This window comes from Bacillus cereus group sp. MYBK95-2 (assembly GCF_051915225.1).
Taxonomy (GTDB): domain Bacteria; phylum Bacillota; class Bacilli; order Bacillales; family Bacillaceae_G; genus Bacillus_A; species Bacillus_A cereus.
Genome location: NZ_JBQAEH010000004.1, coordinates 360,108 through 380,051 on the forward strand (window position 1 = coordinate 360,108; position 19,944 = coordinate 380,051).

Sequence of the window (19,944 nt, forward strand, 5' to 3'; positions counted from 1 at the left end):
AAGTGAGTAAGAGCAAGGATTTTATCGTTGTAAAAGGTGCTAGAGCACATAACTTAAAAAATATTGATGTAACCATTCCGAGAAATCAGCTTGTCGTTGTAACGGGATTGTCTGGTTCGGGGAAATCATCATTAGCATTTGATACGATTTATGCAGAAGGGCAGCGCAGATACGTAGAATCGTTATCTGCGTATGCGCGCCAGTTTTTAGGACAAATGGATAAGCCGGATGTGGACACGATTGAAGGATTGTCACCAGCAATTTCAATCGATCAAAAAACGACGAGTCGTAACCCACGTTCAACTGTCGGAACGGTAACGGAGATTTATGATTACTTACGTTTATTATTTGCACGAATTGGTACGCCAATTTGTCCGAATCATGGCATTGAAATTACGTCACAAACAGTAGAGCAGATGGTAGACCGCGTTCTTGAATATCCTGAACGTACGAAATTACAAGTGTTAGCGCCTATCGTTTCTGGGCGTAAAGGTGCGCATGTAAAAGTACTTGAAGATATTAAGAAGCAAGGATATGTTCGTGTTCGCGTTGATGGTGAAATGCTTGATGTATCTGAAGATATTGCGTTAGATAAAAACAAGAAGCATTCCATTGAAGTTGTAATTGACCGTATTGTTGTAAAAGAAGGAATCGCAAGCCGTCTTGCTGATTCACTTGAAAGTGCATTAAAGCTTGGCGGGGGACGAGTGTTAATCGATGTTATGGGAGAAGAGGAACTTCTGTTTAGCGAACATCACGCTTGTCCGCATTGTGGTTTTTCAATTGGAGAATTAGAGCCGCGTATGTTCTCATTCAATAGTCCGTTCGGAGCATGTCCTTCTTGTGATGGACTTGGTTCAAAGCTAGAGGTAGATTTAGAGCTTGTTATTCCTAACTGGGATTTATCATTAAATGAACATGCGATTGCGCCTTGGGAACCAACAAGTTCACAATATTACCCACAACTTTTACAATCTGTATGTAATCATTACGGCGTTGATATGGATGTGCCTGTAAAAAATATACCGAAAGATTTATTTGATAAAGTGTTGTACGGAAGCGGGGAAGAGAAAGTTTATTTCCGCTATGTAAATGAATTTGGTCAAGTAAAGGAAAATGAGATTTTATTTGAAGGTGTTATTCCAAACATTGAACGTCGTTATCGTGAAACGAGTTCCGATTACATTCGTGAGCAAATGGAAAAGTATATGGCAGAACAAGCTTGTCCAAAGTGTAAAGGTGGACGCTTAAAGCCTGAGAGTTTAGCTGTATTTGTTGGCAATAAAACGATTGCTGACGTAACGAAGTATTCAGTTCAAGAAGTACAAGAATTCTTCTCGAATGTAGAGCTAACGGAGAAGCAACAAAAAATAGCTCATTTAATTTTAAGAGAAATTCAGGAGCGCGTTGGGTTCTTAGTGAACGTTGGTTTAGATTATTTAACGTTAAGTCGTGCCGCAGGAACTTTATCAGGTGGTGAGGCGCAGCGTATTCGTTTAGCGACGCAAATTGGTTCTCGTCTAACTGGCGTACTTTATATTCTTGATGAGCCTTCAATTGGTTTACACCAGCGTGATAACGATCGTCTTATTCGTACATTGCAAGAAATGCGCGATTTAGGTAATACGTTAATCGTTGTTGAACATGATGAAGATACGATGATGGCTGCTGACTATTTACTTGATATAGGGCCTGGTGCAGGTATTCACGGTGGACAGGTCGTTTCAGCGGGGACGCCGGCTGAAGTTATGCAAGATGAGAATTCATTAACAGGGAAGTATTTAAGTGGTAAAGAGTTTATTCCAGTTCCACTTGAAAGACGTAAAGGTGATGGACGTAAAGTAGAGATTGTCGGCGCAAAAGAGAATAACTTAAAGAATGCGAAAATGTCATTCCCACTCGGTACGTTTGTAGCGGTAACAGGGGTATCTGGTTCTGGTAAAAGTACGATGATTAATGAAGTATTATATAAATCGTTAGCTCAAAAGTTATATAAAGCGAAAGCGAAGCCAGGTACTCATAAAGAGATTAAAGGTCTTGAACATTTAGATAAGGTAATTGATATTGATCAATCACCAATTGGTCGTACACCACGTTCTAATCCAGCGACGTACACAGGTGTATTCGATGATATTCGTGATGTGTTTGCACAAACGAATGAAGCGAAAGTGCGCGGATATCAAAAAGGACGTTTCAGCTTTAATGTAAAAGGTGGCCGTTGTGAAGCGTGCCGTGGTGATGGAATTATTAAAATTGAAATGCATTTCCTACCAGATGTGTATGTTCCGTGTGAAGTTTGTCACGGTAAACGATATAATCGTGAAACGTTAGAAGTGAAATATAAAGATAAGAATATTTCTGAAGTGTTAGGGATGACAATTGAAGATGGAGTAGAATTCTTCGCCAATATTCCTAAAATTAAGCGTAAACTTCAAACGCTTGTAGATGTTGGGCTTGGTTATATGAAATTAGGTCAACCAGCAACAACATTATCTGGTGGGGAAGCACAGCGTGTGAAATTAGCTTCTGAATTACACCGTCGTTCTACAGGTCGTACGTTATACATTTTAGATGAGCCAACGACTGGTTTGCATGCGCATGATATTGCACGTCTTCTAGAAGTGCTGCAACGTCTTGTTGAGAGCGGTGAGACGGTACTTGTAATTGAACATAATTTAGATGTAATTAAAACAGCTGATTATATCGTTGACCTTGGACCAGAGGGCGGAGATAAAGGTGGACAAATCGTTGCTTCAGGAACGCCAGAGCAAGTAGTGAAAGAAGAACGCTCATACACAGGTAAGTATTTAAAAGAGATTTTAAATCGTGATAAAGCAAGAATGAAAGAGAAAATAAAAGAAGTAGAGTTATCGCAATAAGTTTATTGATGAAAACCGAGTGAAAATGACGCTCGGTTTTTATTGTATAGGGGGAGAAGATGGAGTTTTTAGAGGTGTTAAGGAAGAAACATATGAAGGTAAGAGAGTTTCAAAGTTGGGGTGTATATTTTCGAAAGCGCTGGGAGGATCACTTTGCAAATCATTTAAGTGATAAAGAAAAAGAAGATATTTTTCTTTATGGAGATAGGTATGCATGTGGTTATCTATGGCACATATTTAGTTATGAGAAAAAGAAGTGTTTAGAGGGTAAAGAAGCGGAAAACGCGTTTCATAATGAAGTGAAAAAGGATTGCTACATTTTCTATCAACACTGTGATGAGGTACTGTTAATAAAGGATGCGAGTTTGTTACATATGGATGATATATTGTGTGAGACAGACGATGCGTATAAAGGTGATATCTATATCGTAGATAAAGATTTCACTTGGACCTTTGTAAAAACTCATGAACATAGGTGGTGTGGTCCTTATTTTGCGAGGAAGTGTTAGTAGGTATACAAGCATGAAAGATAGAATAAGTTGATATAAGTGTTTGTATCATACTTGCGTTTATTATCTATTAGCGTATGATGAAATATATATGTTTAAAAGGATGTGTAACGAAATGAGATGGATTGTATCACTTCTTGTAAATAGCGTTGTGTTAATCGCTGTATCGGGACTTTTAAAAGGGATTGCACCAGATGCATTTTACGTAGCCAATATACAAACTGCAATTATTGCGAGTATTATATTGGCGGTTTTAAATGTGTTCGTAAAGCCATTTTTAATTTTAATTACGCTACCAATTACTGTTGTAACTTTCGGCTTCTTCTTAATTGTTATTAATGCGATTACGTTAAAAATAGCAGATTCATTATTAGGAGATGCTTTTAATATATCAGGATTTGGTGTAGCGATTGTTGCGGCAATTTGTATTTCAATTTTTAATATGATAATTGAAAAGGCAATTGTTGAACCTCTATATGAAAAAAAGAGAAAGTGACAAAAAGAAAAACATTTCATTATTCGTATGAAATGTTTTTTTCTATTTATTAGAAACCGTATTTCTTGTTTCCAGAAAAAAATGGTACAATATCCGATAGAATGGAATTTTACATCAAACGAGACTGAACCCGCAGCGGAGTGGAGGTTTATACATATGCCGAAAGTAAGGACAAAAGATTTAATTGAACAATTTCAATTGGAGTTAATCAGTGGTGAAGAAGGCATTCATCGTCCGATTGATACAAGTGATTTATCACGACCTGGAATTGAAATGGCAGGATTTTTTACATATTATCCAGCAGATCGTGTGCAGCTTCTTGGAAAGACGGAGCTTACGTTCTTTGACACGTTAACGTCAGAGCAAAAACAAGAGAGAATGAAAGCGCTTTGTACTGAGGAGACGCCATGTATTATTGTAACTCGTAATCAAGATGTACCAGATGAGTTATTACAAGCATCACGTGAATCAGGTATGCCTTTATTACGTTCTTCTCAAACGACAACTAGATTATCAAGTCGTTTAACAAACTATTTAGAAGGTAAGTTAGCACCAACAACTGCTGTTCATGGTGTGTTAGTAGATATTTACGGTGTTGGTGTTTTAATTACAGGTCAAAGTGGTGTTGGTAAAAGTGAGACAGCTCTTGAGCTTGTAAAGCGTGGTCACCGTCTTGTTGCGGATGATAGTGTAGAAATTCGTCAAGAAGATGAAGACATGTTAGTCGGAAGCTCACCAGATTTAATCGAGCATTTATTAGAAATTCGTGGTCTAGGTATTATTAACGTTATGACGTTATTCGGTGCAGGGGCAGTACGAAATTACAAGCGTATTACACTTGTTATTAATCTTGAAATTTGGGATCAAAAGAAAAATTACGATCGCTTAGGTCTTGATGAAGAGAAGATGAAAATTATTGATACAGAGCTTACGAAGATTACACTTCCAGTTCGTCCTGGTCGAAACTTGGCTGTTATTATTGAAGTAGCAGCGATGAACTTCCGTTTAAAACGTATGGGAGTCAATGCAGCACAGCAGTTCTCTGAACGATTAATGAGTGCAATTGAGTTAGGAAATCAGGAGTAAACTTTGGAGAGGGAGGTCATATACATATGCTGTTAGCTTCTGTACCACAGCTTGACCGTGTAGCTATCCAACTTGGGCCGTTTCCTGTGTATTGGTACGGGATTATTATCGGTACAGGTGTGCTATTAGGTCTTTGGCTGGCAACTCGCGAGGGAGAAAGGCTAGGTATTCCAAAAGATACATTTGTTGACCTTGTATTAATTGCAGTACCGATCGCTATTCTTTTTGCGAGAATGTACTATGTTATTTTTGAATGGGAATATTACGCACAAAATCCGAGTCAAATTATTAATATTCGTCAAGGTGGTTTGGCAATTCATGGTGGTTTAATCGGGGCTGTTATTACAGGTGTTCTTTTTGCGAAACGACGCGGACTTTCTTTCTGGAAGTTGGCTGATATTGCTGCACCAAGTATTTTACTAGGACAAGCAATTGGCCGATGGGGAAACTTTATGAACCAAGAGGCGCATGGTGATGAAGTAACGAGACAGTTTTTAGAAGGTCTTCATTTACCGGATTTTATTATTAATCAAATGTATATTGAGGGTGTGTACTATCATCCGACGTTTTTATATGAATCATTATGGAATTTTGCAGGCGTAATTTTACTACTTGCATTAAGAAAAGTGAATTTACGTCGCGGGGAGTTATTCTTCACATATTTAATTTGGTATTCAGTAGGACGCTTCTTCGTAGAAGGCTTACGTACAGATAGTTTAATGCTAGGACCACTTCGTATCGCACAAGTAATGTCAATTGGACTTGTTGTTATTTCTATTATTTTCATTATTGTGAGACGAAAAATGGGGCAAGCTGATAAAAGATATTTAGAAAATTAGAGACAAGTAGCATCTTATTATAAGATGCTGCTTCTTTCATATTCAGGAAGGCGAAAGGACTAAGGCGATGAGAATAAATACAGTTTTATTTGATTTAGATGGAACTTTAATTAATACAAACGAACTTATTATTTCTTCTTTTTTACATACTTTAAATACATATTATCCAAATCAATATAAGCGTGAAGATGTATTGCCATTTATCGGTCCATCTTTGCATGATACTTTCAGTAAGATTGATGAAAGTAAGGTTGAAGAGATGATTACAAGTTATCGCGAATTTAACCATGATCATCATGATGAATTAGTAGAAGAATATGAAACTGTATATGAAACAGTTCGAGAGTTGAAGAAGCAAGGTTATAAAGTTGGTATTGTTACAACGAAAGCGAGACAAACCGTTGAGATGGGATTACAGTTGTCAAAGCTTGATGAATTTTTTGATGTTGTCGTGACAATTGATGATGTAGAGCATGTGAAACCACATCCAGAGCCACTTCAAAAAGCGCTTGAATTATTAGATGCAAAACCAGAAGAAGCATTGATGGTTGGGGATAATCATCATGATATTGTCGGTGGTCAAAATGCGGGGACGAAAACAGCTGCGGTTTCATGGACGTTGAAAGGTAGAGCGTATTTAGAGGCTTACAAGCCGGACTTTATGCTAGATAAAATGAGTGATTTGCTATCGATTTTGTCTAATATGAACCGTTCATAAAGGTCCAAGTAAGTTAGTAGAGGAGCGAGCTAAGTGCGACGGACAACGCGCTATCCTGTTTCAGGAGAAAATTCATTATGGAATGTGTATAAAACAGTGTCTTTTTGGAAGGTAATGAAAAACTTTATTATTATCCAAATTGCACGTTACACGCCATTTTTATCTGTGAAGAATTGGTTGTACCGCACTTTTTTACGGATGAAAGTAGGAAAGAAAACATCATTTGCGCTTATGGTAATGCCGGATATTATGTTCCCAGAAAAGATAACTGTGGGAGAGAATTCGATTATTGGCTATAACACAACGCTTTTAGCACATGAATATTTAATTCGTGAATATCGACTTGGGGAAATCGTCATTGGAAATGAAGTGATGATTGGAGCGAATGTAACAATATTACCAGGTGTGAAAATTGGAGACGGTGCGACTGTCTCAGCTGGCACACTTGTTCATAGAGATGTACCGAGCGGTGCTTTCGTAGGTGGAAATCCAATGCGTATTATTTATACGAAAGAGCAAATGACCGCCAGAGAAGGTTCATGGTGAAAATGTAACATTTCTCCTCTTTTTTTATGAATAAAAAGGAAATAATTGAGTATAATATACTGTTTTGTTTTTTACGGAATCGTTTATACTTATAGATAAAAGAATGTGTGAACGAAGAAAACAAAAAACTGGAGGATATATGGGGAAAAATCAAAGGATATATAAGGAGAACGGACAAGTTATCTCTTTTAATCAATTAGCGGGCTTCTTTTATAAAAAAGGGATGAGAGCTTACAAAGGACAAAAATTGCAAGATGCAATTAAATATTTTCGAAGAGCGGCACAAAGTGAGAAGGAGCCGTTTATTTTATGTCAATTAGCAACAGTATTATCTGAGGCTGGTGAATATCAAGAGTCGAATCAAACCTTCTTAAAGTTAGTTAGATCTAATCCTGAACTTGAACAGTGCTATTATTTTATTGCAAATAATTATGCATATATGGGGTTATTTCAACAGGCGAAGAAATATGCGGATCGCTATTTAGAAGTTGCAAAAGAGAAGGAATTCGTAGAAGATACATTAGAACTTCTAGAGATTATGGAAGAAGAAGCAATGGGTGCGGAAGAGATTGAAGATGAAGATGATTTAATTGTTATGCAGGAAGAAGCGAATCGTTATATTCGTAATGGACAATTAGAAGAAGCAATTGCTACATTAGAAATTGTTACGAAAGATTATCCGGAATTTTGGTCAGGTCATAATAATTTAGCCATTGCACATTTTCAATCGGGTAATGTAGACAAAGCGCTGAAGTTAACAGAAATGATTTTAGAGAAAAATCCTGGTAATATACATGCGCTTTGTAATACACTTATTTTTCTATATTCAATTGGAGAGCATAAACAAGTAGAAGCATTAGCGGGACAGCTAGTTTCAGTATATCCAATTTCATTTGAACATCGTTTGAAACTGGGAACTACACTTGCAACAATTGGTTATTTCGAGCATGCATATAAATGGTTCAAACTATTAAAGCGTCAAGGATATGAGGGAGACGTTAGTTTTTATTATTGGTTTGCATATTCTGCTTATATGGTGAAAGATCAGCAACTAGCTGAAAAAATGTGGCAATATGTCGTGGAATTGCATCCTGATAAAAAGGGAAAAGAACCGTGGAATGCGCTGAATTTAGCAGATGAAGGACAAAACGTGTTATTTGAAGAATTACGAAAATCATTTCAGCAAAGTGCGACGCTAGAAGAACAAATGCTAGCTTTATATTTAATGAATGAATTGTCAACGCCGGAGAAGGTGGGATTCTTCTTTGATATAACGCAAGCGAAGAACGGTGTTCCCATCGTATCACAACTTGCAAAGTACTTCTTTTTACTTAATAGTCATAAGAGTATTCCAGCTGATTTACAGCAATTTGAGCAGTGCGCGAGAATCGCGGATGCATTATACAATTATACGAAAAAAGATGATGAATTAATTGAAGAGTGTTTACACTTTTGGTTTTGTACGTTCATACGTTTATATACATCTGGAGACATATTTACAAATGTGTACGGCTGGTCAGCTGCGATTGAATACATTGTACGCGGCGAACAAGGAAATAAAATGACACAGTCGGAGCTTGGAGATGTATATAATGTATCTGTAGCGACTGTCCGAAAGTATGTGCAAGCTGTTAAGCGTACGCACACATAAGATAAGCAAATCATTGGGAAAAAAATGATGCTAACAGTATAATGAGGGTAACTTAATTGTGTAGGAATGGATAGGAGTGAATAGTGTGTCAGAAGAAAAAATTTATGATGTCGTTATTATTGGTGCAGGACCAGCTGGTATGACAGCTGCAGTATATACATCTCGTGCAAATTTAAGCACATTAATGCTTGAGCGTGGTATTCCGGGTGGCCAAATGGCAAACACGGAAGATGTAGAAAACTACCCAGGTTATGAGTCTATTTTAGGACCAGATTTATCAAATAAAATGTTCGAGCATGCGAAGAAATTTGGTGCTGAATATGCATACGGTGATGTGAAAGAAGTCATCGATGGTAAGGAATACAAAACAATTATTGCTGGTAAAAAAGAATATAAAGCACGTGCAATTATCGTTGCAAGCGGTGCAGAGTATAAAAAAATTGGTGTACCGGGTGAAACAGAACTTGGCGGCCGCGGTGTATCATATTGTGCAGTATGTGACGGAGCATTCTTTAAAGGAAAAGAACTTATCGTAATTGGCGGCGGAGATTCTGCTGTTGAAGAGGGTGTGTTCTTAACGCGCTTCGCATCAAAAGTAACGATCGTTCACCGTCGTGACACGCTTCGTGCACAGAAAATTTTACAAGACCGTGCTTTCCAAAACGAAAAAGTAGATTTCATTTGGAACCACACGATAAAAGAAATCAACGAAGCAAGTGGTAAAGTAGGAAGTGTAACACTTGTGGACGTAAATAGTGGAGAAGAGAAAGAAGTCAAAACTGACGGCGTATTCGTATACATCGGTATGTTACCTTTATCAAAACCATTTGTTGAACTAGGTATTACAAATGAAAATGGTTACCTTGAAACGAACGAGCGTATGGAAACGAAAATTCCTGGTATTTTCGCAGCTGGTGATGTTCGTGAAAAAATGCTTCGTCAAATTGTAACTGCAACAGGTGACGGTAGTATTGCAGCGCAAAGTGCACAACATTACGTAGAAGAATTATTAGAGGAATTAAAAACTGTATCAGAAAAATAAGGGATAATATACCTTGTGAGAAGAAAGCTACCGACAGGAGCTTTCTTCTTTTTTTGTGTGAAAATGTCAAAGTTTTGTCAAAAAATATAAGGATTATAAGCTTTCTTATTGATATACTGGACTTTACGGAAAAAATCACTATAAGAAATGAGGAATTTATTCAGTATGGAATGGCGTAATATATATCGTGGATTTTGTATGGGCGTTAGTGATTTAATTCCTGGTGTGAGCGGCGGTACAATCGCTGTTGTGTTAGGGATTTATGAACAATTGCTTGCGGCAATTAGTGGATTCTTTAGTCGTGAATGGAAAAAACATTTAGGATTTTTAATTCCACTTGCAGCTGGTGTGGCAGCGGCATTTTTAACGTTAAGTCACGTTATTAAATATTTACTTGCAAATCATTATGAACCGACTCAATTTTTCTTCCTCGGTTTAATTATTAGTATATTACCGATGTTAATGAGGGAAGCTGATGCAAAGTCGTCGTTTAAAGGTAAGCACATCGTTTTATTAATAGTTGCAGCAATTCTTGTTGCGATTACAGCTTTCTTTAAACCAGATAAGGCAGCAGATCCAATTACGACGTTAACAATTTTAAATGCAATTGGTTTATTTTTCGCAGGATGGATGGCTAGTATGGCCATGCTGCTTCCTGGAATTAGTGGATCGTTTATTTTATTAATTATTGGTGTGTATCCAACAGCAATTAACGCTTTAACTACACTTAACTTACCTTTAATCGTGGTTATCGGTGCTGGTGTTATGGTTGGATTTGTTGTAAGTAGTAAAGGCATTAGTTTTTTATTAGATCGTTATAAAAGTATGACATTTGCGGCAATTATTGGACTTGTAATCGGTTCGATTGTAATTGTATTCCCTGGGATTCCGACTGGCGGATTTTCAATTATAAGTTCAATTATTACCTTTGTTTTAGGATTTGCGATTGTTACTTATTTCGGTAAGAAATAAGTACTTTAATCCCCTTGGCGATAAAAAGCGTTAAGGGGATTTTTCATGCTATTCATTCAAAGGATAAGCATTTACATTGCTTGTTATAGAAAGCTTTTTTAAAATTGCTGAGTAGCATATGCTTAGCGAAAGAGGACTGGCTCCTTCGTTGTAGCAAACTGTTTTTGATAGTATAATGAAAGAAGTATGCAGTGAGGAATTTTACTGCAAGTAGCTGAGGTGAAGAAACATGCAAAGAGTGACAAACTGTGTGTTAATTAGAGATAATGAAGTACTCTTACTCCAAAAACCTCGCCGAAATTGGTGGGTTGCACCAGGCGGGAAAATGGAGCGTGGTGAGACTGTAAGAGATTCCGTTGTTCGCGAGTATCGTGAAGAAACAGGTATTTATTTGAAAAACCCAGCGTTAAAGGGGGTCTTCACCTTTGTCATCCAAGAAGGTGATAAAGTTGTTTCTGAATGGATGATGTTCTCCTTTTTAGCGACAGATTTTGCAGGAGAAAACAAACTAGAGAGCGAAGAAGGCATCATTGGTTGGCATACATTTGATAAAATTGATGATTTAGCAATGGCGCCAGGAGATTATCACATTATTGATTATTTAATTAAAGGAAATGGCATAATCTACGGTACATTTGTATATACCCCAGATTTTGAGTTGCTTTCATATCGATTAGATCCGAGTTAAACCGTCAAGGAGAGGATACAATGACAGAGAATAATGATATAAAAATGGTAATTATTACAGGGATGTCTGGAGCTGGAAAAACAGTAGCTTTACAAAGTTTTGAAGATTTAGGATATTTTTGTGTGGATAATTTACCACCGATGTTATTGCCAAAGTTTATTGAGCTTATGGCGGATTCAAAAGGGAAAATGAATAAAGTGGCACTTGGTATTGATTTACGTGGCCGCGAGTTTTTCGAACATTTATGGGGAGCACTTGATGATTTATCAGAACGTACATGGATTATTCCTCATATTTTATTTTTAGATGCGAAAGATAGTACGCTTGTAACTCGTTATAAAGAAACGAGACGTTCGCATCCACTTGCACCAACTGGTTTGCCGTTAAAGGGAATCGAAGCAGAGCGTAATTTATTAACAGATATGAAGGCACGAGCGAATATTGTGCTTGATACATCGGATTTAAAACCGAAAGAATTACGTGAAAAAATTGTTCACTTGTTCTCAACAGAAACTGAGCAAGCATTTCGTGTAAATGTTATGTCATTTGGATTTAAGTACGGTATTCCAATTGATGCAGATTTAGTATTTGATGTTCGTTTTTTACCAAATCCATATTACATTCCACATATGAAGCCATTAACAGGACTAGATGAAGAAGTTTCTTCGTATGTACTGAAATTTAATGAGACACATAAGTTTTTAGAGAAGTTGACGGATCTGATTACTTTCATGCTGCCTCATTATAAAAGAGAAGGCAAAAGTCAACTTGTAATTGCAATTGGATGTACAGGTGGACAGCATCGTTCTGTTACGCTTACAGAATACCTTGGGAAACATTTGAAACCAGAGTATAGTGTTCATGTATCTCATCGTGATGTGGAGAAGAGAAAGGGCCATTAAGGGATGAAAAAAGAGAGAAAGCCTAAAATTGTCATCATGGGAGGCGGAACTGGACTCTCTGTTTTATTAAGGGGATTAAAGCAATATCCTGTTGATATTACAGCAGTTGTTACAATTGCTGATGATGGTGGCAGTTCGGGTAGATTACGTGATGAGCTAGAAATTCCACCTCCAGGTGACATCCGTAACGTACTTGTTGCGTTATCGGATGTAGAGCCACTGGTGGAAGCTTTATTTCAGCACCGTTTCACAACAGGAGACGGACTGAAAGGTCATGCGTTAGGAAATCTATTGTTGGCAGGTATGACCTCGATTACAGGAGACTTTTTCCATGCAATTACAGAAACAAGTAAAGTATTAAATGTCAGAGGACGTGTATTACCAGCAGCGAATCAAAGTGCGGTACTTCATGCGGAACTTGAAGATGGGGAAATTGTAACAGGTGAATCAAAGATTCCTTATTACGGAAAGAAGATTAATCGTGTCTTTTTAACTCCAGAAGATGTAGAGCCATTGCATGAAACGTTGGCTGAGATTAAACGAGCTGATTTACTTGTTTTCGGTCCTGGAAGTTTGTATACGAGTATATTGCCCAATTTAGTTGTTAACAAAATTGGAGACGCTGTTCTTGCTGCAAAGGCGAAGAAGGTATATGTATGTAACGTTATGACACAAGCGGGTGAAACGATGGGATATACTGCTTTTGATCATGTGCAGGCGTTACACGATCATTTAGGGCAACCATTTATCAATACTGCAATTGTAAATAACCGTGAGATTCCTTGTGAATTACGCAAGTCATATGAGGAAGAAATGTCTACACCAGTTGTAGTGGATGAAGAACGTTTTGTTGAAAATAATATTGATGTTATTCAAGAGGGATTAGCGAAGTATGATGATCATGTTGTAAGGCATGATACGTTAAAGTTAGCGTCCATTTTATATTCATTGTTATAAATATGCGTTGCCTCGTTTGAGGTAGCGCTCCTCATTCATATAGGACAAGAATTTTGTTCCATAATAATCGTATAAGGAGGTGTTGACTGTGTCATTTGCATCAGAAACAAAGAAAGAGTTGACGAATCTTGAGATGAAGGAATGCTGTGAGAAAGCAGAATTATCAGCGTTACTTCGAATGAACGGGTCGCTTTCTTTTTCAAACCGTCGTCTATCTATCGATATTCAAACGGAAAATGCGGCAATTGCAAGAAGGATTTATACGCTTTTGAAAAAAGGATATGACGTGACGGTAGAATTGCTTGTCCGTAAAAAAATGCGCTTGAAGAAAAATAATGTATATATTGTGCGGCTTGTTGAGAAGTCTCGCGAAATATTAGCTGATCTTCATATCGTTCGAGATGACTTTTCATTTATTCGAAATATATCACAAGAATTGATTGAGAAAAAATGTTGTAAACGATCGTACTTACGTGGCGCATTTTTAGCAGGTGGTTCAGTAAATAACCCAGAAACATCATCTTATCATTTAGAAATCTTTTCGTTATATAAGGAACATAATGATGCTATATGTGAACTGATGAACGGATTTGATTTAAATAGTAAGACGTTGGAAAGAAGAAAAGGGTACATTACGTATTTGAAAGAAGCAGAAAAAATTACAGAGTTTTTAAATATTATAGGTGCTCATAATGCACTTTTAAGATTTGAAGATATTCGAATCGTACGTGATATGCGTAATTCTGTAAATCGTTTAGTGAACTGCGAAACAGCTAATTTAAATAAAACAATTGGTGCAGCACTAAGACAGATTGAAAATATTCGTTATATTGATGAGACAGTTGGTCTTGATATTTTGCCGGATAAATTACAAGAGATTGCACAATTACGAAGAGATTATCAAGATGTAACATTGAAAGAGTTAGGTGAGATGGTATCCGGGGGGAAGATTAGTAAGTCGGGTATTAATCATCGTTTGCGTAAAATCGATGAAATCGCAGAGAAATTACGCGCGGGGGAAACGTTAGTAAAAAAATAAGAGGTTAAAGGGGAAATGGAGCTGTGGTTCAAAAACGAGTTCAGGTTTCATTAAAAAACGGTTTACAAGCACGTCCGGCTGCGTTGTTTGTACAAGAGGCAAATCGCTTTCATGCAGATATCTTCATCGAGAAAGATGGAAAGACAGTAAATGCAAAGAGCATAATGGGGATTATGAGCTTAGCAATTGGAACTGGAAGCATGATAACAATTACAACAGAAGGTTCAGATGCAGAAGAGGCTTTAGAAGCATTAGCTGCATATGTACAATAAGAAGCTATCGCGTATATGCGATAGCTTTTTGTTTTGTTGTTTGTGCGGATTAGCGGGGAGGGGTATTTAGCTGGTTTGTCCTTGTCGGAGATTGTCGGTAAATCGATATGTTGTGTCGAACCGTTGATATATTAAAAAAATCGTTGATATAATTCAAGTTTTGTTCGATATAATTGAAAAATCGTTGATATATTTAGAGGGATACTGGATGGGGTATGTGAGCGGGGAACAATATATAAAAGAAGCGCCCAATTATAGGGCGCTTCCACTTTTAGTTATATCCAGCTCCAGCGGCTAGAATCTCCGGTCGCTTCGCCCCTTCATTCGAGGAAAAAAGCGCCTCGGAATCAGGGCTCCATCGCCCTGCGATTCTGAACGAGCCGCTTTCGCTTTTAAGTATTAACGATTTGTAAAGATCTTATCGATTAAACCGTATTCTAAAGCTTTTTCTGCTGTCATGAAGTTGTCGCGGTCTGTGTCGCGTTGTAGTACTTCAAGTGGTTGACCAGTGCGGTCAGCAAGAATTTGGTTTAGTTTTTCACGTAAGAATAGGATACGTTTTGCAGCGATTTCGATTTCAGTCGCTTGACCTTGTGCTCCACCAAGTGGTTGGTGAATCATTACTTCACTGTTTGGAAGTGCGTAACGTTTTCCTTTTTCACCTGCTGCAAGTAAGAATGCACCCATAGATGCAGCCATACCGATACAGATTGTTGATACTTGTGGTTTAATAAACTGCATTGTATCATAGATTGCCATACCCGCTGTGATAGAACCACCAGGGCTGTTGATGTAGATGTGAATATCTTTTTCTGGATCTTGAGATTCCAAGAATAAAAGCTGGGAAACGATTGAGTTAGCTACGTTGTCATCAATTGCACTACCAAGCATAATGATGCGGTCTTTTAATAGTCGAGAGTAAATATCGTAAGCGCGTTCTCCACGATTTGTTTGTTCAATTACTGTAGGAATTAAATTCATCTGTTATTTCCTCCTTATAAAGCTTTCTTAGTCTTATAATACAATTATGGTCAATAAAGGTCAAACGAAACCACTTTAAATCAAAAAAATATGTAGTTGTACCATGAAATATTCGCTATGTTTTCGAAATTCCCTGCTTATGTATCTTCAACATCATAACCGAATTACATAAATTTAAACGTTACGAAAACTGGAGAAAAAAGAAAAGAACGCCTTTTAACTGAAGCGTTCTTTCGATAATTAGTCTTTTAAAAGATAGGTTACTTTATTTAAAATCTTTTCGATTTGTTTCGCGTTTTTACTATACATTTCGCTTGCTGACTTCGACTTTGTTTCTAGGGAAAATAGTTCAAGATCAGCATGACATTTTTTTAAAGATGCTAATAATAAAGGTTTGTTTTGAGGAGAAGGCATTTGGAGTTTGTCATTGTAAATGTCGATAGTAAGTTGTCCGTATGAATCCACTTGACCGAGGAAGACATTTTCAATAACAACACCGATTTTTTCTAATTCTGAATGTAGCCAAGCGCGGTTATGCCCGCTTGCTGAAAGTGGTTCATCTAGTACATTTCCATCCATAATAACAGTTTGTGGTTCTTTTTCATTTGGCACTTTTAAACCGAGATCTTTTGCTGTAAGTGGCTGAGAATCTTTCTTTAATAGTACATTTAATTCTCCACTCGGTTCTAAGACCGCAAATTCGACTTCCGCTATACTAAATGCACCATTTCCTCTAAGAAGTTCAAGTAACTCATCACTTGTATATTTCTCTTTCTTTAAGTTATCCTCAAGTACTTTTCCGTCTTTTATTAGCACTGTCGATTTTCCTTCAAAGAAATCTCTAGCGGCTTTGTTTTTTAAGGAAAGAATGCCAACAAAAAAAGGTACCGAGGCGAAAATAAGTATTGCAAAGACGCCGTGGAAAAATTTTGAATCAAGCCCTGTAGATACTTGGGCAGCGATGTCACCGATTGTCATTCCCGCTATGTATTCAAAAAAGGAAAGTTGAGAGATTTGCCTTTTTCCTAAGCACTTTGTAATAGTGAATAAAATAATTAATATGAATACAGAGCGAAGGATGACAAGTGTCCATTCCGGTAGGTGAGACATAGTCATTTCCTCCAGTCTACTTAAAACCCTTTATATTGAGGTTCTTCACGTTCTAATACTGAAACTCTATCCTGTAAATCAGCGATGACACTGTCCATTTCTAACATACATTCATGAAATACGCGTTTTGCTTCATCGTCTGTAGAGTTTAGCGAAAGGGAACTTAAGCTTGCTTGAGCTCCCCTTACACTAGCAAGGCAAGTTTTTACGCTAGCGATAACAGTCATATAAACACCTCTTATCCTTTCGGTTTGAATAACAACGCTCCAATGAAGCCGAAAATAATAGCTGCTGATACACCGGCGCTCGTTACTTTAAACATGCCGGTAATAACGCCAACGATGCCATGTTTTGCAGCTTCTTCCATTGCGCCATGAACGAGGGCATTACCAAAGCTTGTAATAGGTACAGTTGCCCCGGCTCCAGCGAAATCAATTAATGGCTCATACAAATTAAATCCATCTAATATAGCTCCAGCAACAACGAGTGTTGCCATTGTATGAGCGGGTGTTAGTTTGCCGACATCAAACATAAGTTGGCCGATTACACATATGAGTCCGCCAATGACGAAAGCCCAGAAAAAAATCATTGCGTTGCACCTCCAAATTCAATCGAAACGGCATGAGCGATACACGGAATCGTTTCTTCTTGTTGGAATGTAAGTGGAGATAGTAAAGCGCCTGTCGCAACGACAAGTATTTTTTTGAACTCTCCTCTTTTCATTCGGTTTAATAAATGACCGTAAACGACTGTTGCGGAACATCCAGGCCCGCTAGCACCAGCTATGACAGGTTGTCCTTCTCTATAAATGATAATTCCGCAATCTTGAAATTGTTTGCTCGTTACTTTCGTTCCGTGTTTATGTAGTAAGTCATAAGCAATTTCGCGTCCTACATGTCCGAGATCGCCTGTTACGATTAAATCGTAGTAAGAGGCATCAATTTGGCGTTCACGTAAATGGGCTTCAATTGTATCAACTGCAGCTGGAGCCATTGCGCCTCCCATATTAAACGGATCCGTTAATCCCATATCAACCACTCGTCCGATTGTTGCAGAGGTTACTCTTGGACCGTGTCCAGTATCGCTTAAAATAGCTGCGCCGGCGCCAGTTACTGTCCATTGTGCAGTAGGTGGCTTTTGTCCGCCGTATTCGGTAGGATAGCGGAATTGTTTTTCTACAGCTGCATTATGACTGGATGCACCAGTTAATAAATATTTTGCGCCTTTTGCATTTACGATACTTGCCCCAAGTGCTAAACCTTCCATAGAAGTAGAACAAGCTCCGAATAATCCGAGATAAGGAGTGCCGAGTGTGCGGCAAGCAAAGCTTGTAGGAGTAATTTGATTAATTAAATCTCCTGCGAGTACGAATTGAATATCATCTTTACGAAGTTCTGCTTTTTCAGTAGCGCGACTACAAGCTTCTTCGAATAAAATTTTATGTGCTTTTTCATAGGAATCTTGTCCGAGCCATAAATCTTCATGAAGGATATCGAAGTCTTCTGGAATGTTTCCCTTTGCTTCAAATGGTCCACCGACAACCCCTGTTGAGATAATGACTGGTTTGTTTTCAAATACCCACGTTCGGTGTCCTTGTAACATTTATAGCCCTCCCCATTGAACGAGAATCGTTTTAATAAGTGCGATGACGAAAGCGGAAAATACACCAAATAAAATTACAGAACCAGCTAGTTTAAACATATTGCCGCCAACGCCAAGGACAAATCCTTCCGTTCGATGCTCAATACATGCGGCAATAACAGAGTTACCAAATCCAGTAACAGGTACAGCTGTACCTGCTCCGGCAAACTGTCCAAAACGATCGTATATACCAAATCCAGTTAGTAACATGGAGATGAAAATGAGAGTTGCGACTGTTGGATTGCCTGCTGAGCGTTCAGTGAAATCAAAATATGTGATGTAAAAAGTAGAAATAAGTTGACCGATGAAGCAAATAAAACCACCGACGAAAAAGGCTTTTATACAATTTTTTAAGACAGGTCGTTTCGGTTCGCGTTCTTGTTCGAATTTTTTATACTCCTGTTGTACAGGGGTTAAGTTTTTATCTTTACTAGCCATTGCAATCCTTCCTTTTCTTTTAAAAAGCGTTAAGTGTTAGACTCCATTTTTTTACCAATGAATTTTAATTGTTTATTAATTTCATCTTTAGATACTTCTTTTTCCTTAATTTTTCTTTCGAGTTTTTCGAGTAACATAAAGATTTTTTTATCTGTACTGACACGAACATCGAAAGTAGGATGCTCATCACTTAGCTGCTTTTGAAGCTTTTTACGAAGAGGTTTTAATCCAAACCTTTCGTGATGCTCAGGTGTAACTGCTATGTAGAGATCTAAATTTGAATTCACTGCTGTGCTTTTTATAATTTCATCCATAGCGAGAGCTGTTTTTTTCGCTCCTTGTGATATAGATTGATTAAAGGATTCCGTACTCGTCTTTGTTAACTTTGGACCTTTTTCTTTCTCCGTTCGTTTTGCTTCTTCTTTCACTTTTTTATCTAAAGGACTATTATCACATCCGGTAAAAGAGCTAAATAGAAGTGCAAATAATGCGGTTATGAGGCCGAGTTTTCGCATAATTATCATTCCATTTCTATTGCAATATGTAATGTGATAGAAAAAGGATGACTGCATATCATCCTTTTTCTATTTCACAGCAAGACTGATTCGTTATTGCTGTGAGTATTGTGGTTCTTCTTGTTGGACTTCTTCAACGCGTGGGTTTAAAGAATCGATAATCGTTTGTGTTTGCTGCGCAGCTGTTTGGAAAAGTTGCTTCGCTTGTTGGTTATCCGTATCAAGAGCGAATCCCTCTAAGCTAGCTTGTGCACTTTTTAATCCAGAAACAGTTTGCTTTAGTTTCGTAATTACAGTCATTGAATGAAGCCCCCTTTGGAATATCAATTCAAAGATTATAATTTGTGAGTTGGGGTGAATTTATGATTGGAAAATTTAGGGGTGAAATAGATTTTATATGCCTTTAGCTAAGATGCATAAGGTATTACGGGGATATTTTTATTGATTTAGATGGATTTTATTGCTATTATTATGAGAAGAAAATGAAGTGTTTTCTATAATCATGCGCCCATAGCTCAGTCGGATAGAGCGGTGGTTTCCGGTACCACGTCTGCCGGGGGTTCGAATCCCTCTGGGCGCGTCAAAAAGTCCTAACTTACGTTTTGTAGGTTAGGACTTTTTTTATTTCCCTCTTGTTATATCTGGTAATAAGATTTACTATTA

Annotated in this window: 23 protein-coding genes and 1 tRNA gene; 16 read left to right on the top strand and 8 right to left on the bottom strand. The window is 37.6% G+C overall.

Annotated features, from left to right (window positions below; translation table 11 throughout):
* The first annotated feature begins 2 nt into the window (after positions 1-2).
* From uvrA to ACTFN4_RS16425, 15 genes are all read left to right on the top strand, one after another.
* Positions 3-2,879 (top strand): excinuclease ABC subunit UvrA, encoded by a 2,877-nt coding sequence (gene uvrA / locus ACTFN4_RS16355; RefSeq protein ID WP_000045572.1) that lies wholly within the window; start codon positions 3-5, stop codon positions 2,877-2,879.
* Between the two features lie 59 nt (positions 2,880-2,938).
* A complete protein-coding gene (locus ACTFN4_RS16360) occupies positions 2,939-3,388 on the top strand; it encodes a DUF4275 family protein (protein ID WP_000394738.1) in 450 nt (149 codons plus the stop codon).
* A 115-nt stretch (positions 3,389-3,503) separates the two neighbouring features.
* Positions 3,504-3,884 carry a phage holin family protein gene (locus ACTFN4_RS16365; protein WP_001267308.1) on the top strand — a complete coding sequence of 127 codons (381 nt, stop codon included), beginning with the start codon at positions 3,504-3,506 and terminating at the stop codon, positions 3,882-3,884.
* Positions 3,885-4,040: 156 nt separating this feature from the next.
* Positions 4,041-4,970, top strand: coding sequence for an HPr(Ser) kinase/phosphatase (hprK, locus tag ACTFN4_RS16370; protein ID WP_001127250.1), 930 nt, complete (start codon positions 4,041-4,043; stop codon positions 4,968-4,970).
* A 26-nt stretch (positions 4,971-4,996) separates the two neighbouring features.
* Positions 4,997-5,809, top strand: coding sequence for a prolipoprotein diacylglyceryl transferase (lgt, locus tag ACTFN4_RS16375; RefSeq protein ID WP_000922849.1), 813 nt, complete (start codon positions 4,997-4,999; stop codon positions 5,807-5,809).
* Positions 5,810-5,876: 67 nt separating this feature from the next.
* Positions 5,877-6,527, top strand: a complete 651-nt coding sequence (gene ppaX, locus ACTFN4_RS16380) for a pyrophosphatase PpaX (RefSeq protein ID WP_439962544.1) — start codon at positions 5,877-5,879, stop codon at positions 6,525-6,527.
* 33 nt (positions 6,528-6,560) lie between these two features.
* The gene (locus tag ACTFN4_RS16385) at positions 6,561-7,073 is read left to right on the top strand and encodes an acyltransferase (RefSeq protein WP_001255070.1); all 513 of its coding nucleotides are present in this window, start codon (positions 6,561-6,563) and stop codon (positions 7,071-7,073) included.
* A 139-nt stretch (positions 7,074-7,212) separates the two neighbouring features.
* Positions 7,213-8,724 (top strand): tetratricopeptide repeat protein, encoded by a 1,512-nt coding sequence (locus ACTFN4_RS16390; protein WP_439962545.1) that lies wholly within the window; start codon positions 7,213-7,215, stop codon positions 8,722-8,724.
* Between the two features lie 85 nt (positions 8,725-8,809).
* The gene (trxB, locus tag ACTFN4_RS16395) at positions 8,810-9,766 is read left to right on the top strand and encodes a thioredoxin-disulfide reductase (RefSeq protein ID WP_001288078.1); all 957 of its coding nucleotides are present in this window, start codon (positions 8,810-8,812) and stop codon (positions 9,764-9,766) included.
* A 165-nt stretch (positions 9,767-9,931) separates the two neighbouring features.
* The gene (locus tag ACTFN4_RS16400; protein WP_000455197.1) at positions 9,932-10,738 is read left to right on the top strand and encodes a DUF368 domain-containing protein; all 807 of its coding nucleotides are present in this window, start codon (positions 9,932-9,934) and stop codon (positions 10,736-10,738) included.
* Between the two features lie 229 nt (positions 10,739-10,967).
* Positions 10,968-11,426, top strand: coding sequence for an NUDIX hydrolase (locus tag ACTFN4_RS16405; protein ID WP_001190080.1), 459 nt, complete (start codon positions 10,968-10,970; stop codon positions 11,424-11,426).
* A gap of 20 nt (positions 11,427-11,446) precedes the next feature.
* Positions 11,447-12,328 (top strand): RNase adapter RapZ, encoded by an 882-nt coding sequence (rapZ, locus tag ACTFN4_RS16410; protein WP_000138459.1) that lies wholly within the window; start codon positions 11,447-11,449, stop codon positions 12,326-12,328.
* A 3-nt stretch (positions 12,329-12,331) separates the two neighbouring features.
* Positions 12,332-13,285, top strand: coding sequence for a gluconeogenesis factor YvcK family protein (locus ACTFN4_RS16415; protein WP_000712188.1), 954 nt, complete (start codon positions 12,332-12,334; stop codon positions 13,283-13,285).
* Between the two features lie 88 nt (positions 13,286-13,373).
* The gene (whiA, locus tag ACTFN4_RS16420) at positions 13,374-14,324 is read left to right on the top strand and encodes a DNA-binding protein WhiA (RefSeq protein ID WP_000006558.1); all 951 of its coding nucleotides are present in this window, start codon (positions 13,374-13,376) and stop codon (positions 14,322-14,324) included.
* 23 nt (positions 14,325-14,347) lie between these two features.
* On the top strand, positions 14,348-14,596 hold the full coding sequence (locus ACTFN4_RS16425; RefSeq protein ID WP_000250307.1) for an HPr family phosphocarrier protein: 249 nt from the start codon (positions 14,348-14,350) through the stop codon (positions 14,594-14,596).
* A 399-nt stretch (positions 14,597-14,995) separates the two neighbouring features.
* On the opposite strand, the gene clpP is transcribed toward ACTFN4_RS16425, so the two are convergent.
* The 8 genes from clpP to ACTFN4_RS16465 form a co-directional block, all read right to left on the bottom strand.
* Positions 14,996-15,577, bottom strand: a complete 582-nt coding sequence (clpP, locus tag ACTFN4_RS16430; protein ID WP_001049162.1) for an ATP-dependent Clp endopeptidase proteolytic subunit ClpP — start codon at positions 15,575-15,577, stop codon at positions 14,996-14,998.
* A 240-nt stretch (positions 15,578-15,817) separates the two neighbouring features.
* Positions 15,818-16,687 carry a DUF421 domain-containing protein gene (locus ACTFN4_RS16435; RefSeq protein WP_065212327.1) on the bottom strand — a complete coding sequence of 290 codons (870 nt, stop codon included), beginning with the start codon at positions 16,685-16,687 and terminating at the stop codon, positions 15,818-15,820.
* A gap of 20 nt (positions 16,688-16,707) precedes the next feature.
* A complete protein-coding gene (locus tag ACTFN4_RS16440; protein WP_000215916.1) occupies positions 16,708-16,914 on the bottom strand; it encodes a DUF1657 domain-containing protein in 207 nt (68 codons plus the stop codon).
* A gap of 11 nt (positions 16,915-16,925) precedes the next feature.
* Entirely contained in the window at positions 16,926-17,276 is a 351-nt protein-coding gene (gene spoVAE, locus ACTFN4_RS16445) for a stage V sporulation protein AE (protein ID WP_000575919.1), read from the bottom strand.
* The gene (gene spoVAD / locus ACTFN4_RS16450; RefSeq protein WP_100651745.1) at positions 17,273-18,289 is read right to left on the bottom strand and encodes a stage V sporulation protein AD; all 1,017 of its coding nucleotides are present in this window, start codon (positions 18,287-18,289) and stop codon (positions 17,273-17,275) included. The genes spoVAE and spoVAD overlap by 4 nt, the downstream gene beginning before the upstream one ends.
* A complete protein-coding gene (spoVAC, locus tag ACTFN4_RS16455; RefSeq protein ID WP_000146953.1) occupies positions 18,290-18,766 on the bottom strand; it encodes a stage V sporulation protein AC in 477 nt (158 codons plus the stop codon). It lies immediately after the preceding gene.
* A gap of 29 nt (positions 18,767-18,795) precedes the next feature.
* A complete protein-coding gene (locus ACTFN4_RS16460) occupies positions 18,796-19,281 on the bottom strand; it encodes a YhcN/YlaJ family sporulation lipoprotein (protein ID WP_001228549.1) in 486 nt (161 codons plus the stop codon).
* 93 nt (positions 19,282-19,374) lie between these two features.
* Positions 19,375-19,581 carry a DUF1657 domain-containing protein gene (locus ACTFN4_RS16465; protein WP_000216166.1) on the bottom strand — a complete coding sequence of 69 codons (207 nt, stop codon included), beginning with the start codon at positions 19,579-19,581 and terminating at the stop codon, positions 19,375-19,377.
* A gap of 204 nt (positions 19,582-19,785) precedes the next feature.
* Here ACTFN4_RS16465 and ACTFN4_RS16470 point away from each other — a divergent pair.
* A tRNA-Arg gene (locus ACTFN4_RS16470) sits at positions 19,786-19,861 on the top strand.
* Positions 19,862-19,944: the final 83 nt, after the last annotated feature.

Excerpts from the sequence above, each read along its gene's own strand:
- ACTFN4_RS16360 (WP_000394738.1), top strand. The coding sequence starts at position 2,939 with ATGGAGTTTTTAGAGGTGTTAAGGAAGAAACATATGAAGGTAAGAGAG.
- ACTFN4_RS16365 (WP_001267308.1), top strand. The coding sequence starts at position 3,504 with ATGAGATGGATTGTATCACTTCTTGTAAATAGCGTTGTGTTAATCGCT.
- hprK (WP_001127250.1), top strand. The coding sequence starts at position 4,041 with ATGCCGAAAGTAAGGACAAAAGATTTAATTGAACAATTTCAATTGGAG.
- lgt (WP_000922849.1), top strand. The coding sequence starts at position 4,997 with ATGCTGTTAGCTTCTGTACCACAGCTTGACCGTGTAGCTATCCAACTT.
- ppaX (WP_439962544.1), top strand. The coding sequence starts at position 5,877 with ATGAGAATAAATACAGTTTTATTTGATTTAGATGGAACTTTAATTAAT.
- ACTFN4_RS16390 (WP_439962545.1), top strand. The coding sequence starts at position 7,213 with ATGGGGAAAAATCAAAGGATATATAAGGAGAACGGACAAGTTATCTCT.
- ACTFN4_RS16400 (WP_000455197.1), top strand. The coding sequence starts at position 9,932 with ATGGAATGGCGTAATATATATCGTGGATTTTGTATGGGCGTTAGTGAT.
- ACTFN4_RS16405 (WP_001190080.1), top strand. The coding sequence starts at position 10,968 with ATGCAAAGAGTGACAAACTGTGTGTTAATTAGAGATAATGAAGTACTC.
- rapZ (WP_000138459.1), top strand. The coding sequence starts at position 11,447 with ATGACAGAGAATAATGATATAAAAATGGTAATTATTACAGGGATGTCT.
- ACTFN4_RS16415 (WP_000712188.1), top strand. The coding sequence starts at position 12,332 with ATGAAAAAAGAGAGAAAGCCTAAAATTGTCATCATGGGAGGCGGAACT.
- clpP (WP_001049162.1), bottom strand. The coding sequence starts at position 15,577 with ATGAATTTAATTCCTACAGTAATTGAACAAACAAATCGTGGAGAACGC.
- ACTFN4_RS16435 (WP_065212327.1), bottom strand. The coding sequence starts at position 16,687 with ATGTCTCACCTACCGGAATGGACACTTGTCATCCTTCGCTCTGTATTC.
- ACTFN4_RS16440 (WP_000215916.1), bottom strand. The coding sequence starts at position 16,914 with ATGACTGTTATCGCTAGCGTAAAAACTTGCCTTGCTAGTGTAAGGGGA.
- spoVAE (WP_000575919.1), bottom strand. The coding sequence starts at position 17,276 with ATGATTTTTTTCTGGGCTTTCGTCATTGGCGGACTCATATGTGTAATC.
- spoVAD (WP_100651745.1), bottom strand. The coding sequence starts at position 18,289 with ATGTTACAAGGACACCGAACGTGGGTATTTGAAAACAAACCAGTCATT.
- spoVAC (WP_000146953.1), bottom strand. The coding sequence starts at position 18,766 with ATGGCTAGTAAAGATAAAAACTTAACCCCTGTACAACAGGAGTATAAA.
- ACTFN4_RS16460 (WP_001228549.1), bottom strand. The coding sequence starts at position 19,281 with ATGCGAAAACTCGGCCTCATAACCGCATTATTTGCACTTCTATTTAGC.
- ACTFN4_RS16465 (WP_000216166.1), bottom strand. The coding sequence starts at position 19,581 with ATGACTGTAATTACGAAACTAAAGCAAACTGTTTCTGGATTAAAAAGT.